Annotated in this window: 9 protein-coding genes; 4 read left to right on the top strand and 5 right to left on the bottom strand. The window is 68.7% G+C overall.

What is annotated here, in order from left to right:
• On the bottom strand, positions 1-2,513 hold a 2,513-nt coding region (locus PUN71_RS21480; RefSeq protein ID WP_277800035.1), incomplete at its 3' end, for a bifunctional acetate--CoA ligase family protein/GNAT family N-acetyltransferase.
• Between the two features lie 77 nt (positions 2,514-2,590).
• Here PUN71_RS21480 and PUN71_RS21485 point away from each other — a divergent pair.
• A complete protein-coding gene (locus PUN71_RS21485; RefSeq protein ID WP_277800036.1) occupies positions 2,591-5,101 on the top strand; it encodes a DNA gyrase/topoisomerase IV subunit A in 2,511 nt (836 codons plus the stop codon).
• A gap of 9 nt (positions 5,102-5,110) precedes the next feature.
• Positions 5,111-5,629: a DinB family protein gene (locus PUN71_RS21490; RefSeq protein ID WP_277800037.1), complete on the top strand. Its 519-nt coding sequence runs from the start codon at positions 5,111-5,113 to the stop codon at positions 5,627-5,629.
• 71 nt (positions 5,630-5,700) lie between these two features.
• Here the strand turns inward: PUN71_RS21490 and cydD are convergent, their stop codons facing one another.
• From cydD to PUN71_RS21505, 3 genes are read right to left on the bottom strand one after another with little or no spacing between them, the layout of a single operon-like run.
• On the bottom strand, positions 5,701-9,243 hold the full coding sequence (gene cydD / locus PUN71_RS21495; protein ID WP_277800038.1) for a thiol reductant ABC exporter subunit CydD: 3,543 nt from the start codon (positions 9,241-9,243) through the stop codon (positions 5,701-5,703).
• A gap of 1 nt (position 9,244) precedes the next feature.
• Positions 9,245-10,294, bottom strand: coding sequence for a cytochrome d ubiquinol oxidase subunit II (cydB, locus tag PUN71_RS21500; protein WP_277800039.1), 1,050 nt, complete (start codon positions 10,292-10,294; stop codon positions 9,245-9,247).
• Positions 10,295-10,309: 15 nt separating this feature from the next.
• Positions 10,310-11,905, bottom strand: a complete 1,596-nt coding sequence (locus PUN71_RS21505; RefSeq protein ID WP_043449441.1) for a cytochrome ubiquinol oxidase subunit I — start codon at positions 11,903-11,905, stop codon at positions 10,310-10,312.
• Positions 11,906-12,162: 257 nt separating this feature from the next.
• On the opposite strand from PUN71_RS21505, the gene PUN71_RS21510 reads away from it, so the two are divergent.
• Positions 12,163-12,546, top strand: a complete 384-nt coding sequence (locus PUN71_RS21510; RefSeq protein ID WP_018769682.1) for a BlaI/MecI/CopY family transcriptional regulator — start codon at positions 12,163-12,165, stop codon at positions 12,544-12,546.
• A gap of 6 nt (positions 12,547-12,552) precedes the next feature.
• The gene (locus tag PUN71_RS21515; RefSeq protein WP_043449439.1) at positions 12,553-13,542 is read left to right on the top strand and encodes a M56 family metallopeptidase; all 990 of its coding nucleotides are present in this window, start codon (positions 12,553-12,555) and stop codon (positions 13,540-13,542) included.
• A 5-nt stretch (positions 13,543-13,547) separates the two neighbouring features.
• Here the strand turns inward: PUN71_RS21515 and PUN71_RS21520 are convergent, their stop codons facing one another.
• Positions 13,548-15,656, bottom strand: a complete 2,109-nt coding sequence (locus tag PUN71_RS21520) for a DNA gyrase/topoisomerase IV subunit B (RefSeq protein ID WP_277800040.1) — start codon at positions 15,654-15,656, stop codon at positions 13,548-13,550.
• Positions 15,657-15,713 lie beyond the last annotated feature (57 nt).

Consider the following 15,713-nt stretch of genomic DNA (forward strand, 5'->3'; position numbering starts at 1 on the left):
TCCAGGGCCTGCACGTCAACGGCGGGCAGGCCCTGGTAGCCGAAGAGTTTGAGGGAGGCGCGGGGCGACCGGATGAAGTCGTGCACGTCCGCCGCGGAGAGCGGCGGCACCCGGTGTGCCCAGTCATCCAGCAGGTTGACGGCATCCCCGGCCAGCCCGAAGGAAATAACGGGGCCCAGCAACGGATCCTCGATGGCCCGGAAGGTACAGGCCTGCCCCACCGGCGCCATCGCCTGCACCTCAAGCGCGGGGCTGCCGTAGGCTGCGAGCGCCCGCCGCATCTGCTCGATGTTGAGCCGCAGCGACTCCGCATCCTCAATGCCAAGGCGCACGCCGCCCAGGTCAAGCCGGTGCCGCAGGGCCGGGTCGGTGGTCTTGAGCACCACGGGCCAGCCCAGCGAGTCTGCTGCCGCCACTGCCTCGTCCGGGGTGGTGAACGGCGCCGAGGGCAGGACGGAAATGCCGTAATGCCCCAGCAGGGAGGCAGCGGCCGTGGGGTCCAGCTGCTTGAGCTGCTCCCCCTTCACGTCTTGAAGCAGGGCGTCGAGTTCGGCCTCGGCCTGCCGGGGGTCGCACCCGGCCGGCTCCACGAACTGTCCCTGGTCGCGCGCGGCCCACTCGGCGTAGCGGACCACGGCCGCGAGCGCGGCGACGGCGGCTCCGGGGTTGGAGAAGCAGGGGACGGTGCACCCATCGGCACCCACCAGTCCCTCCACGTGGATGGCCGGGTCCAGGATGCCGGTGAACGCGGCAACCACCGGCTTCCCCGCGCTGGCGGAACATTCCGCCAGGACCTGCGCCACGGCGTCGGCGGTCAGGCCGCGGGCAGGGAGCAGTGCGGCGACGGCGGCGTGCACGGCGTCCGAGGCGAGGGCGTCCAGGAGGGCCTTCCGCAGCGCCGGCAAGGCCACCGACTGGCCGGCGTCAAGGTCGAGTCCGGAGACCACCTGCGCCACCCCCAGGCCGTGCGCGACGGCGCTGTCCGCCACCACGTTGCCCAGCGCCTGGGAGTTGCTGAAGACGGCGACGTCGGGTCCGGCGGGAAGCGGCTGGCCTGACACCACCTGCGCGACGTCCACCAGCTGTTCGATGGTTTCCACCCGGATGACGCCCGACTGGCGCAGCATCGCGTCCAGCGCGCCGGCCGGCGCCTGGGTGGTCCGGACGGCATGGCCGGGAGGAAGGCGCAGCCCCATGGTGTCCGACTTGGCCACGATGACCGGCTTGGTGCGCGCCAGGCGCCGGGCGATCCGGGAGAACTTGCGGGGGTTGCCGATCGATTCCAGGTACAGGCCCACCGCGGAGGTGTCGGCGTCGTCCTCCCAGTACTGCATCATGTCGTTGCCGGAGACGTCCGCGCGGTTGCCGGCGGAAAGGAGGCTGGACAGTCCCAGCCGTCGCCGGCTGGACGCGGCGTACAGCGCGACGCCGATCGCGGCGGACTGGCTGAACAGGCCCAGGCTGCCGCGCAGCGGCATGGTGGGCGCCATGGAGGCATTCAGGGACACATCCGGGTGGGTGTTGGCAATACCCAGCGAGGCCGGGCCAATCACCCTCATCCCGTTCGCCCTGGCCTGGCGCACCAGGGCGCGCTGCCGCAAAAGCCCGCGTTCGCCGTCGTCCGCAAAGCCCGCGGAGGCGATGACCACGCCCTTGACGCCGGCCGCCGCGCAGTCCGCCACCACGCCGGGGACTTCCTCGTACGGCACGGCGACGATGGCCAGCTGCACGGGTTCGGGAACCTCCGAGAGCTTGCCGTAGGACATCATGCCCGCCAGCTCCAGCGCCTCGGGGTTGATGGCGTAAACGGTGCCGTGGAAGCCGCCTTCGATGATGTGTTCCAGCAGCTGGTAGCCCACGGTGCCCCATTTGCGGCTGGCACCGATGACGGCAACGGACGACGGCGCCAGCAGCTCCCGGACGCTCCTCGCCTCGGCGCGGTGCTCGCGGGATTCCATCACGGCCCGCGACTTTTCGGTGGGGTCGATGTTGAACTCGAGGCTCACGACGCCGTCATCGAAATGCCTTTTGACGTCGTAGCCGGCGTCGGAGAAGACCATCAGCATCTTGCGGTTCTCCGGCAGGACTTCCGCGGTGAACTTCCGGATCCCGTTTTCGTGGGCGGCGGCGGCAAGGTGCTCCAGGAGGATGGAGCCAATGCCCCTGCCCTGGTGGGCGTCGGCGATGTTGAAGGCGACCTCGGCTTCGGTGGGGTCGGGCAGCCGGTCGTAGCGGCCGATGCCGATGATTTCGTCGTGGATGGTGATGACGAACGCCACCCGGTCCTTGTAGTCCACTTCCGTGAAGCGCTTCAGCTCCTTGGCGGACAACCTGGCCTTGAAGGCGAAGAAGCGCATGTAGATTGAATTCTGCGATTGCCCGGTATGGAAGGCCTGGACGGCGTCCGCGTCCGAGGGGTGGATGGGCCGCAGGTGCGCCGTTCCGCCGTCGCGCAGGACGACATCGGCTTCCCAATGTTCCGGATATTCGCCGTCCCCGGGCTGATCCACCATAGGCTTAGCCTAGCCACAAACTATCGCAGCACGCCTGCAAGGCTGCGCAGTAACCCCAGAAGGATTTACCAAAACCCATGGCCCGCCGCCAGAATTCAACGCCCATCGCGGACGACAGCTACACGGAGAACATCGTCGATATCGACGTCACGTCCGAGATGCAGGGTTCGTTCCTGGAGTACGCCTACTCGGTGATCTACTCCCGCGCCCTGCCTGACGCCCGGGACGGCCTGAAGCCGGTACAGCGCCGCATCCTGTACATGATGAGCGACATGGGCCTGCGCCCGGACCGGGGCCACGTCAAGAGTGCGCGCGTGGTGGGCGAAGTCATGGGCAAGCTGCACCCGCACGGTGACGCCGCCATCTACGACGCGATGGTCCGCATGGCCCAGGACTTCTCGCTGCGGCTGCCCCTGATCGACGGGCACGGCAACTTCGGATCGCTCGACGACGGCCCGGCAGCACCGCGGTACACCGAGGCCCGGCTGGCGGCGGCCGCCCTCACGCTCACCAACCACCTCGACGAAGACGTGGTGGATTTCGTCCCCAACTACGACAACCAGCTGACCCAGCCGGACGTCCTTCCCGCCGCTTTCCCCAACCTGCTGGTCAACGGCGCCACGGGCATCGCCGTCGGCATGGCCACCAACATGGCCCCGCACAATCTGGTGGAAGTCATCTCCGCCGCCCGGCACCTGATCGCCAACCCGGACGCCACCCTGGATGACCTTATGCGGTTCGTTCCGGGCCCGGACCTGCCCAGCGGCGGCCGGATCGTGGGCCTGGACGGCATCCGCGACGCCTACGCCACCGGCCGCGGCTCGTTCAAGACCAGGGCCAAGGTGGAGATCGAACAGCTCTCCGCGCGCCGCACCGGACTGGTGGTCACGGAACTGCCGTACATGGTGGGCCCGGAAAAGGTGATCGAAAAGATCAAGGATGCCGTCAACGCCAAGAAGCTGACCGGCATCAGCGACATCGTGGACCTGACCGACCGGAAGCACGGGCTGCGGCTGGTCATCGAGCTCAAGAACGGCTTCAACCCCACCGCGGTGCTGCAGCAGCTCTACCGCTATACGCCGATGGAGGACTCCTTCGGCATCAACAACGTCACCCTGGTGGACGGCCAGCCGCAGACGCTGGGCCTGGTGGACCTGCTGTCCGTGTACGTCAACCACCGGATCAACGTGGTCCGGCGCCGCACCGTCTTCCGCCTGGGCAAGAAGAAGGACCGCCTGCACCTGGTGGAGGGCCTCCTCATCGCCATCGTGGACATCGACGAGGTCATCCAGATCATTCGGTCATCGGACGAGGCCGCCGCCGCCCGCGAGCGGTTGATGTCCATCTACGACCTCACCGAGATCCAGGCCAACTACATCCTGGAACTGCGGCTCCGCCAGCTCACCAAGTACTCCCGGATCGAACTCGAGAAGGAACAGGACGAGCTCCGCCGCGAGATCGCGGAACTGCAGGCCATCCTGGACTCCGAGGAACTGCTCCGCACGGTGGTCTCCGACGAACTGGGCGCCATCGCCGAGGAACACGGCACCCCGCGCCGCACGGTACTGCTGGAATCCGAGGCCGTCTCCCCCACCGTTGCCGCGGAGCTTGCAGGAGCGAACGGCAGGAAGGCCAAAGCCGCGCCGCTGGCCCTGGAAATCGCCGACGACCCCTGCTGGGCCATCCTCACCGCATCCGGACAGGTGGCGCGCACCAGCAACCAGGAGCCGCTGGCCGAGGCGGGTCCCCGCAGCAAGCACGACGTCTACACCTCCGTGGTGAAGACCTCGGCCCGGGGCGAGATCGCTGCCATCACCTCACTGGGACGCATGCTCCGCCTGCAGGTCATGGACATGCCCGTGCTGCCGCCGGTGACCGGCCTGCCCAACCTGGCCGGGGGTGTTCCGGCAAAGGAATTCCTGACCCTGGTCAAGGGCGAGACCCTGGTGGCCTTCGTGCGGCTGGATGAGGTCCTGGCCATCGGCACGGCCCAGGGCGTGGTGAAGCGCGTCCAGCCTGACTACCCCCTGAACCGGGAAGACTGGGAAGTCATCACCCTCAAGGACAAGGACACCGTGGTGGGTGTGGCTTCCGCCGGTGAGGACGACGCCGAACTGGTGTTTGTCACCCGCGAAGCGCAGCTGCTGAAGTTCCCCGCCTCCGCGGTGCGCCCCCAGGGACGCACCGCCGGCGGAATGGCGGGCATCAAACTCGCCGCCGGTGACCAGGTGATTTTCTTCGGTGCCGTCCAGCCCAAGGACGAGTCCGCCGTCGTGGTCACCATTGCCGGCACCAACGGCGCCCTCCCCGGCACCGCTCCGGGCACCGCCAAGGTGACGGCCTTCTCCGAATACCCGGCGAAGGGCCGCGCCACGGCAGGGGTCCGGTCGCACCGGTTCCTGAAGGGCGAGGACACGCTGCTGCTTGCGTGGGCGGGGCATGGCCCGGCCAAGGCATCCTCGGCTGCGGGGGTGGCACGGTCACTGCCGCAGGAGCACGGCCGCCGCGACGGCTCCGGCGTCCCGCTCTCGCAGGCGGTGGAAGCGGTGGGTCCGGCCATGGCGTGGACGGACGGCCCGGAGAACTAGACTGCTCCCATGCCTATCGTGCCTGATGAGAAGGACTGGACCTGGGTCCTGTCCCGCCCCTGCCCGGAATGCTCCTTCGACGCCTCCACCGTCACTCCGGCGACGGTTCCGGGAAGCATCGAGAGCATGCTCCCCCGGTGGCGGGCCGTCCTGCGCCGGCCGGATGTGGCGCAGCGCCCCAACGACCACACGTGGTCGGCGCTGGAGTACGCCTGCCACGTGCGGGACGTCTTCGCCCTTTTCGACCAGCGGCTGAACCTGATGCTGGAATCGGACGACGCCCGGTTCGACAACTGGGACCAGGACGCCACCGCGGAGGAGAAGGACTACGGCAACGCCGACCCCGCCGTGGTGGGCGCGGAACTGGCAGCGGAAGGGCACCAGGCCGCCGACTCATTTGCCCGGGTGCGTGAGGAGGACTGGGAACGCCGCGGCCTGCGCAGCAACGGCTCGGAGTTCACCGTCCTGACGCTCGCCCAGTACTTCCTCCACGACGTGGTCCACCACCTGCACGACGTCAACGGCTAGCGCTGCTGACCCGCGGGGCCGGCAGGCAAGCCGTCAGCGGGAAGGGGCAGCGTCACCCGGGTGGCAAGTATTTACCGGGAACGTGCCAGCGGTCCCCGCGGCCGGCCCGAGGAAATGCCAAGGTCCAGCCGGGCGTCGCCTGGGTGGATGTCCGCCGGGTTGTGGGTCACCAGGACCACGGTGCGGTCCCGCAGCCCCGCCCGCAGGTCCGCCAGCATGAGGGCGGCGGCCTCCGCGTCCAGGTGTGCCGTGGGCTCATCCAGGAGAATCACCTCGGCGCCGGTCAGCAGGGTCCGCGCCACGGCCAGGCGCTGGCGCTCGCCGCCGCTGAGGAAAGCACCGCCCGGGCCGATCCGGGTGTCCAGCCCCGCCGGCAACCGGCCCACCAGGTGATTAAGCCCGACGGCGGCCAGCACGGCTTCGAGCTCGCTGTCACCGGCCGCTGAGTCACCATCGGCGGACGTCCCGGCCTGGGACGTCCCGGCTTGGCCCGCGTTGGCTTGGCCGGCGGTGGCCTGGCCCGCATTGGCCTGGACGGCATTGGCTTGGGACGGGCGGCCCAGCAGCAGGTTTCCCCGGATCGTGGAATCGAACAGGTGCGCCTCCTGCGGGCACCATGCAGCCCGGCCGGTGACCATGGCACGGCCCGCGGCCGGCGGCAGGAAGCCCAGGAGCACGGAGAGCAGCGTGGATTTTCCGGACCCCGATGGACCGGTGACCGCCAGCCAGCGTCCGGGCTCCGCCACGGCCTCCAGGCCGGTGAAGACCGGATCGCCCCCGGGCCACGCCGCAGCCAGGTCCACCAGCTCTACACCGGGGACGCCGCCGTCACGGCCCGGAACAGGCTGCAGGCCGCCGGGCCCGTCGGCGCCGCTGGACGCAGCGCCGTCAAGGGCACCGGACTCCCCCACTTTGCGCATCACGGCGCGGAGTGCGGGGAACTGGCGCACCGCCGTCGTCATGGCCGCGAAGGGCTCCACCAGCGCGAGCAGGAGGAGGACCACCACCGCCGCAGTGGCCGGCGCCACCCGGTCACCCAGGACCCCGGGACCTGCCAGCCAAGCGGCGGCCAGGGCTGCGGTGCCGCAGCCGGCGGTGGCAACGGCATGGCCCAGCCCCTCGGCCCAGGCAGAGCGCTGGGAGGCGCGGGTGGCGCCGCGATCCTCCGCCAGCAGCGCTTCGAGCACCAGGGGTGCCACCCCGTTGGCGTGCAGTTCGGCGCGTGCGTCCAGTGCCGCAGCGACTCGGCGCAGGACGCCGGACCGCAGGGACTGCTCCACGCTGGCGGACTTGTGGTCGCCCCACAGCGCGGCGGCTGGCGCCAGCAGCAGGCCACACGCGACGGCGGCCAAAACAGCGGGAACGGCGGCAGGGACCAGGACGTCCGTTGCGGCCACGGCAAGGACGGACACTGCGAGCGCCGTGAAGGGCGGCAGGACCACGCGGGGCAGCAGGTCACGGACCGTGTCGACGTCGTCGATCACGGTGCCCAGGACGTTGCCGCCCTGCAGGAGCCGGCGCAACGACAGCGCGCGGCGGCTCAGGGACTCCCAGAGCCGGCCGCGCAGGCGGGTCAACGCGGCGAAGACGGCGTCGTGCAGCAGCAGCCGCTCCCAGTACCGGAATACGGCCCGGCCGATGCCGAAGAACCGGACGCCGACGATGGCGGTCAGGAGGTAGAGAATGGGCGGCTGCTCACTGGCCCGGATGATGAGCCAGCCGGACAGACCGGACAGCGCGACGGCGAAGACGGCCGCCAGGGTGCCGACGAACGCTGCCGCCGCGAACTTGCCGCGGACCGGACCCAGCAGCGTGGCCAGGAGCCGGACAGTGCCGGTCCCGGACCGGGTGCCCGTAGACGGAGTGCCGGGGGCACGTTCGGTGCTGGCGGCGCGTTCGGGCACGCCCGCGTCATCGCTGCCGCCATCCGTGGAGGATGCGGCGCCGGCGGGCAGGCCGACGCTGCGGCCGTGCTGCGCTGCCGCCACTGTGCCGGACGCCACCACCGGCACTACCACCGGCACTACCGGCACCAGCTGGTCCGCGAGGTCCCGGGTCCGCTGGTTGTGGGCCACCAGGATCACGGTCACCCGGCCGCGCAGCCGCCGGATGGCATCCTCCACGACGGCGGCGGAGGCCTCGTCCAGGTGGGCGGTGGGTTCGTCGAGCAGCAGCAGCGTGGCCCCGGCGTCGATCCTTGCCAACCCCCGCGCCAAGGCCACCCGGCGCAGTTCGCCCGGGCTCAGCTCGGCCTGGTGCTTCCCGGCCAGGTGCCCGGCACCGGCCCGTTCCAGGCAGCGGCGCGCGGCTTCTTCGGCGGCGAACCGGTCCGGTCCGTGGCTGGAGTCCGGCGAGAGATAAAGCAGCACCTCGTCCAGGACGGTGGGTGCCACCATGACGGGATGCTGCGGCACCCAGGCCACGCCGCGCCGGTCCAGGCCGCGGATGGATCCGGTGATGCCGGTCCCGCCGCCGGCGCCGATGGTCCCGGCCAGGACGCCCAGGACCGTGCTTTTACCGGCGCCGCTGGGGCCATCCAGGGCGGTGATCCTGTCCTGCGGCGCGGTGAAAGTCAGGGGTCCGACGGCGGCAGTGGACCGCCCGGCATAGGTCACCGTGAGTGCCGCGACCTCAAGCGGAGCACCCGGCCTGCCGGCCTTGGCGGCGGGCAGCGGCACCGGGTGCGGCGCATTAGTGACGGCGGTGGTTGCTGCAAGGGCCACCCTGCCGTCGTCGCTGGCGTGGTGCGCGGTGCCCAGCTCGCGCAGCGGCAGGTAGCAGTCCGGCGCCAGGAGGAGCGCCAGCAGGCCTGCTTCCAGCGGCATGTCCCCGTGGACCAACCTGACTCCGATGAAGACGGCCACGACGGCCACGGAGATGGTGGCGATGAGTTCCAGGGCCAGCGCGGACAGGAAGGCGGTCCGCAGGGTGCCCATGGTGCGTGACCGGTATTCCTCGGAGATCTCTTCAAGGGCCTTGCGCTGGGCAGTTGCCCGGCCCAGCCCCACCAGCACGGGAAGGCCCTTGGCGAGCTCGAGCATATGCGCCGACAGCCGTGCCAGCGAAGCCTGTGCCTGGCTGACGCTGTCCTCGGTGTGCCGGCCGATCAGCACCATGAACACCGGGATCAGCGGCACCGTAAGCACAATGACCACCGCACTCACCCAGTCGGCGAAAAGGATCCGCGCCCCCAGCAACAGCGGAACGGCAGCACAGTTGACCAGGGCCGGGAGGAACTGGGTGTAGTAGCTGTCCAGCGCGTCCAGGCCGCGGGTTGCCAGGACCGCCAGGCCACCGTCGCCGGGACCGGTAGTCCGGACGCCGGTACGCAGTGCCCGTTCCAGCAGTTCCGCCCGGAGTTCCTCCTTGACTCCCAGGGCTGCCCTGCGGGCGGCCACGGCTTGGCCCCAGACAGTCAGCGAGCGGAGCACGACGCCGGCGAGTCCGGCGGTCAGCTGCGCGTCCCAGGCCGGGTTGCCCGCCGCCAGTCCGGCCAGGACGGAGGCCACGGCCTGGCCGATCAGGACCAGGGACAGGGCCTTGAGCGCGGCGAGGAACCCCAGCCAGTAGGTGGCTGAACGGGTGGCCGGGCCGGCGGGGAAGGTTGGCCGCATGTCAGCCCTTGGTGGTGAACGCCTTGGCGGCCACCGCAGGGAGGAAGCTGTGGGCTTCCGGGATGTGCGCTGCGCTGACGCGGCGGCGGAACACCCAGTAGGTCCAGGCCTGGTACGCGATCACCAGGGGAAGCCCAAAGGCGGCCACGATGCTCATCAGTCCCAGCGTGTAATCCGAGGAGGAGGCGTTGGAGATGGTCAGGTCAAACGTGCTGTCCAGCGTGGAGGGCAGCACCACCGGGAACACAGCCCCGAAGATGGATGCGGTACCCAGCACCAGGAAGGCGCCCAGGGCCAGGAAGGACCGGCCTTCGGAGCCATTGCGGGCCAGCAGCCAGGCGGTGACGGCGGCAGCAACGGCCAGGACGACGGCGGCCCAGGTCCAGGGCTTGCCGTCCATGAATTGGATGGCGAGGGCCCACGCCGCGATGGGCAGGAGCAGGACCGGCAGGAGCCGCACGAACCATCGGCGGGCGCGGCGCCGCACGTCCCCGTCCGTCTTGAGGGCCAGGAAGGCGAGGGCGTGCAGGAGCGAGAAGCCCACCACTGCCACGCCGCCCAGGAGGGCGTAGCCGCTGAACCAGGCCATGGGGCCGCCTTCACGGTCGCCATTGGCATTCAAGGGCAGGCCGGTGGTGGTGAGGGCCAGTGCCGCGCCCACGCCGAAGGCGGCGAAGAAGGAACCCAAGGCAATGGCCCAGTCCCACCGGTTCCGCCACGTGTCCGTGTCCACCTTGCCGCGGTATTCGAAGGCCACAGCACGGAAGATCAGGGCCAGCAGGACCACCAGCAGCGGCAGGTAGAGCGCGGAGAACAGCGACGCGTACCAGAGCGGGAACGCCGCGAACGTGGCGCCGCCGGCCGTCAGCAGCCAGACTTCATTGCCGTCCCAGACGGGTCCGATGGTGTTCAGCAGCACCCGCCGCTCGGTGTTGTTCCGGGCGAAGAGTTTCATCAGCATTCCGACGCCCAGGTCGAAGCCCTCCAGGAAGAGGTAGCCGGTCCACAGCACCGCGATGGCGATGAACCATATGGTGGGAAGCAGTTCCATTGGTTTGTTCCTCTGCTAGTAGGCGAAGGCCAGGACGTCGTCGGCGGGTTTGGTGTCGCCGGAGCCCGGCGTTTCGTCCTCGTTTTCGTCCGCCGGTGCGTGGCCGAGTTCGGGCATGGCGGAGACCACGCCGCCGCGGACGTACTTCACCAGCAGCTTCACTTCGACCACCAGCAGGACGGCGTACACGGCGGTCAACGCCACCAGCGAGGCGATGAGTTCACCTGCGGACACACCCGGGGATACGGCGGCTGCGGTGAACATGAACACCTGGTCGATGCCGCTGGGATCCGGGTTGGGTGCCACGACGAAGGGCTGGCGGCCCATCTCGGTGAAGATCCAGCCCGCAGCGTTGGCACCGAAGGGCGCCATGATCCCGAAGACGGCCAGGCGCATCAGCCACCGCGATTCCGGCACGGTGCCCTTGCGGGTAAGCCAGAGTGCCACCAGGGCCGCCAGGGCGGCCAGTCCGCCGAACCCGATCATCATCCGGAACCCCCAGTAGGTGACCTCCATGACGGGCACGTATTCGATTTCCTGGCCCGCGCGTTCACCGTAGATGGGGTTGTCCGGCAGGTTGGTGCCGTAGTTGGCCTTGTACTCGGGCAGGAGGCTGTTGACGCCCTTGACCTCGGTGGTGAAATCACCCTTGGCAAGGAAGGACAGGATGCCGGGGACCTCGATCACTGCCACAACGTCGTCGCAGTTCCTGGAGCCCACGTTGCCGATGCTCAGGACCGAGAAGCCGGTGCCGTCGTGGCAGGCGGCTTCGGCGGCGGCCATCTTCATGGGCTGCTGCTGGAACATGAGCTTGCCCTGCAGGTCGCCGGTCACCGCGGTGCCGGCGAAGGAGATCATGGCCACCACGGCGCCGATCCGCAGGGACCGGATCCACACGCTGTGGTCCACCCGGTCGCGCCCCGGGATGCGAACGTCTTCACCGGGGATGACCCGGCCCTCGGCACCCACCGTGTCGACGCCGTCGTGCCGCCTCCGCCACAGGTGGTACCAGGCGATGCCGAGCAGGAAGCCGCCGGCCACGGCGAGGGCGCCGAACAGGGTGTGCGGGACTGCCACCAGGGCGGTGTTGTTGGTGAAGACGGCCCAGGCATCAGTCATCACCGGCCGGCCGTTGATCATTTCCACGCCTACCGGGTGCTGCATCCAGCTGTTCGCCACGATGATGAAGTAGGCGGAGAGCGCCGATCCAATGACGGCCACCCAAAGGCAGGCGAGGTGGATGGCGGGCTTGAGCTGCTTCCAGCCGAAGATCCACAGACCCAGGAACGTTGATTCGACAAAGAAGGCCAGGAGGGCCTCGAGGGCCAGCGGAGCACCAAAGACATCGCCCACGAAGCGGCTGTATTCGCTCCAGGCCATGCCGAACTGGAATTCCTGCACGATGCCGGTGGCCACGCCCATGATGAAGTTGATGAGGAACAGCTTTCCCCAGAACTTGGTCATGCGCAGGTATTCGGGCTTGCCGGTGCGGTACCAGGCGGTCTGGATGACCGCCACCACCAGGCCCAGGCCGATGGTCAGCGGCACCATCATGAAGTGGTAGACGGTGGTGATGCCGAATTGCCAGCGTGCGATTTCCAAGGCGTCCATGGCGGTCCCTACTGTGAGCCAATGCAGTTCTTCTACAACCCGTAGAACTCTAACTTCTACAAAGTGTAGAACAAGAGGTCCCGTGGGCGAAAACCAGCCCCTTTCATAAGGATGGCGCGGCAGCGCCCGACGCGCCACATGTTCTACCCGGTGTAGAAGGTTGGCCGGTTTCGGGGTAGATTTGTTGTGTAGTTGAACACCGCGTGATGTCACCGGCGCAATCAGCGTCCGGTGCGGGGAAATAAAGGAAAAGTGCAATGGCTAGTCTTGGTGAACTGGAACGGGCAGTGATGGATCTGCTCTGGGCGGGCCAGGAAGCGGCTACGGCAAATACCCTGCGTGACCAGCTGGCGCGTACGTCGGCGGCGCAGGGCGGGCCGGGCCATGAAGGCAAGGAACTGGCCGTCACAACGGTACTGACCGTTCTCTCCCGTCTGGAAAAGAAGGGCCTCGTGGAGCGCGAGCGTGGAACGCGCCCGCACCGCTACCAGGCAGTGTCCAGCCGCGCGGACCATACCGCCGAACTCATGCATGAGGTCCTCGGCTCGGCACCCGACCGCGAGGCCGTCCTGGCCCGCTTCATCGGGTCAGTGTCCGAAGGTGAAGCCGAGACGCTGCGCAAACTGCTGGGTCACCTCTAGCCCACCATGTTCTGGGCCTCGTACCTGCTGGCGGTCCTGGCGATCATCCTGGCCTGGCCGGTGCCGGTCCTGCTCTCACGGGCGCAATGGCCTGCCAGGTCGCCGTTCACCGCGATGCTGCTGTGGCAGGCCATCGCCCTCGCGGGTGGATTGTCCATGATCGGCGCCATGCTGGTGTACGGCCTGGAACCCATCGGTGACAACCTCATCGCGGGGCTCCGCGCCCTGGCCGGCATGGTGCTTTTCAATGCGCCCACCACGGCCCTGGGATTCTGGCACATCTTCGCCCTCTCCGCGGCAGCCCTGCTCACGGCCCACCTGGTCTTCACGCTGCTGCTGACCTACTACAAGATCCAGCGGCAGCGGCGCCGGCACCGCGAACTGCTGGCGCTCCTGGCATCACCGTCCGGCCAGGACGCGGGAACCCTGGTCATCAGCCATGACTCCCCCGTTGCCTACTGCCTCCCGGGCGGCGCCCGCTCGGTGACGGTCCTCTCCGACGGCCTGATGGCGGCCCTGGAACCGGCCGAACTGCGTGCCGTGCTGATTCACGAGAATGCGCATTTGAGCCAGCGGCACCACCTGCTGCTTTGGGCCTTCGCCGCCTGGCGCCAGGCACTCCCCTGGCTGCCCACCACCCGGCTCGCCCAGGAATCGGTCAACTCGCTGATCGAGATGCTGGCCGATGACGTGGCCCTCCGGACCGAGAGCAAAGCGACCCTCATCAAGGCCATCGCCATTGTTGCCAGCGGTTCGGCGGGTACGGGCGGCGGCGACATCCGGCCCTCCTCCCCCAGCCTGGCCCTGTCCGGGCTCGAGGCCGCTTCGGGCGGCCCGGGCTCCGATGCCGTCCGGACAGCGGCAACGCGGGTCAGCCGGCTCCTGACGCCGCAGCCCCAGCTCCCGGCCGCCATCCGCAGCGCCGTCCTGGCAGGGTCCGTCCTGCTGCTGGCGCTGCCCACCGCACTCCTGGTGGTTCCGGGCCTGCTGGGCTGACGCCGTCAGGCGTCGATGCGCTCCCGGTCCAGGCTCGAGGCGCCGGCGATGATGAAGTCCTTGCGCGGGGACACGTCCGAGCCCATCAGCAGGTCGAAGATCTCCTCCGCCTGCTGGGCGTTCTCGATTCCCACCTTGCGCAGGGTGCGGTGCCGCGGGTCCATGGTGGTCTCGGCCAGCTGCTCGGCATCCATCTCGCCGAGGCCCTTGTAACGCTGGATCGGCTCCTTGTACCGCTTGCCTTCCTTGGCCAGGCGCGCCAGGAGCACGTGCAGTTCGGCCTCGGAGTAGGTGTAGATCATCTCGTTGGCCTTCTGGCCCGCGTTGATGACCTCCACCCGGTGCAGCGGCGGAACCGCGGCAAACACCCTGCCCTCGAGGATCATGGGCCGCATGTACCGGAAGAACAGGGTCAGCAGCAGGGTGCGGATGTGGGCACCGTCAACGTCGGCGTCCGTCATGAGGATCACCTTGCCGTAGCGGGCCGCGCTGATGTCGAAGCTGCGGCCGGACCCGGCGCCCACCACCTGGATGAGCGCGGCGCATTCGGCGTTGGAGAGCATGTCCCCCACCGACGCCTTCTGGACGTTCAGGATCTTGCCCCGGATGGGCAGCAGCGCCTGGAAGTCGGAGGAACGGGCCAGCTTGGCCGTGCCCAGCGCGGAGTCACCTTCCACGATGAACAGTTCGGAACGGTCGACGTCGTCCGTCCGGCAGTCAGCCAGCTTGGTGGGCATCGAGGACGTTTCCAGTGCATTCTTGCGGCGTTGCGTCTCCTTGTGCACGCGTGCCGAGATGCGGGACTTCATCTCGTTGACGATCTTTTCCAGCAGCAGGGACGACTGGGACTTGTCGTTCTTGTTGCTGGAGGACAGCTTGGCGGAGATTTCCCGCTCCACTACGCGGGCCACGATGGCGCGGACAGCGCTGGTGCCAAGGATTTCCTTGGTCTGGCCCTCGAACTGCGGTTCGGCGAGCCGCACGGTCAGCACGGCCGTCAGGCCCGCGAAAATGTCGTCTTTTTCGATTTTGTCGTTGCCGGCCTTGAGCTTGCGGGCGTTGGCCTCCACGGCTTTCCGGAACGTCTTGACCAGGGCCTGCTCGAACCCCGACTGGTGCGTTCCGCCCTTGGGGGTGGAGATGATGTTGACGAAGCTGCGCACGGTGCTGTCGTAGCCGATGCCCCAGCGGAGGGCCACATCCACCTCGCAGTCACGCTCCACCTCGGCGAGCTGGCTGTGCCCCCGCTCGTCAAGGACCGGGACGGTCTCCTTGAACTTGCCGGAGCCGTGCAGCCGCCATACGTCGGTGACCGCGGGATCCACGGCAAGGAATTCGACGAACTCGGAGATGCCGCCGTCGTGGTGGAAGACCTCCTCATGCGGGCCGCCCTCGCCCGGCGTGCCCGCGAGCCTGCGCTCGTCCCGGACAGTGAGCTTGAGGCCGGGCACCAGGAAGGACGTCTGCCGCGCGCGGGCCACCAGGTCGTCATAGGAGAACTTCGCGTCCGGGGTGAAGATCTGCCGGTCGGCCCAGTACCGGATCCTGGTGCCGGTCACTCCGCGCTTGGCCTTGCCCACGACGTCCAGCACGGAGTCATCGACGAACGGCGTGAACGGCGCGGCCGGGTCCAGCTTGGACCCGGTGTCCTTGAACCGTCCGGGTTCGCCGCGGCGGAAGGACATGCGGTAGGTCTTGCCGCCACGGTCCACCTCGACGTCCAGCCGGGCGGAAAGGGCGTTCACCACGGACGCGCCGACGCCGTGGAGGCCGCCGGAGGCGGTGTAGGAGCCGCCGCCGAACTTGCCGCCGGCGTGCAGCTTGGTGAAGACCACTTCGACGCCGGTGAGGCCGGTCTTGGGCTCCTTGTCGATCGGAATGCCGCGGCCGTCGTCATGGATCTCCACGGAGTTGTCCGCGTGCAGGATGATCCGGATGTCGTGCCCGAAGCCGGCCAGGGCCTCGTCCACGGAGTTGTCGATAATTTCCCAGAGGCAGTGCATGAGTCCGCGCGAATCGGTTGAGCCGATGTACATGCCCGGGCGCTTGCGGACGGCTTCGAGGCCTTCCAGGACGGAAAGGTGCCGCGCGGTGTACTCAGAGCTGGGTGCCACTGGTGATGAACTCCTTCAGGGACGTCGAAACGGTGCTGGACCGCATCTTCTAGGGTA

It is taken from the genome of Arthrobacter sp. NQ7, assembly GCF_029581595.2.
GTDB lineage: Bacteria > Actinomycetota > Actinomycetes > Actinomycetales > Micrococcaceae > Arthrobacter > Arthrobacter phenanthrenivorans_B.

What these genes read in the sequence shown, in the direction of transcription:
- PUN71_RS21485 (WP_277800036.1), top strand. Translation starts at nt 2,591, where the DNA reads ATGGCCCGCCGCCAGAATTCAACGCCCATCGCGGACGACAGCTACACG.
- PUN71_RS21490 (WP_277800037.1), top strand. Translation starts at nt 5,111, where the DNA reads ATGCCTATCGTGCCTGATGAGAAGGACTGGACCTGGGTCCTGTCCCGC.
- cydD (WP_277800038.1), bottom strand. Translation starts at nt 9,243, where the DNA reads ATGCGGCCAACCTTCCCCGCCGGCCCGGCCACCCGTTCAGCCACCTAC.
- cydB (WP_277800039.1), bottom strand. Translation starts at nt 10,294, where the DNA reads ATGGAACTGCTTCCCACCATATGGTTCATCGCCATCGCGGTGCTGTGG.
- PUN71_RS21505 (WP_043449441.1), bottom strand. Translation starts at nt 11,905, where the DNA reads ATGGACGCCTTGGAAATCGCACGCTGGCAATTCGGCATCACCACCGTC.
- PUN71_RS21510 (WP_018769682.1), top strand. Translation starts at nt 12,163, where the DNA reads ATGGCTAGTCTTGGTGAACTGGAACGGGCAGTGATGGATCTGCTCTGG.
- PUN71_RS21515 (WP_043449439.1), top strand. Translation starts at nt 12,553, where the DNA reads ATGTTCTGGGCCTCGTACCTGCTGGCGGTCCTGGCGATCATCCTGGCC.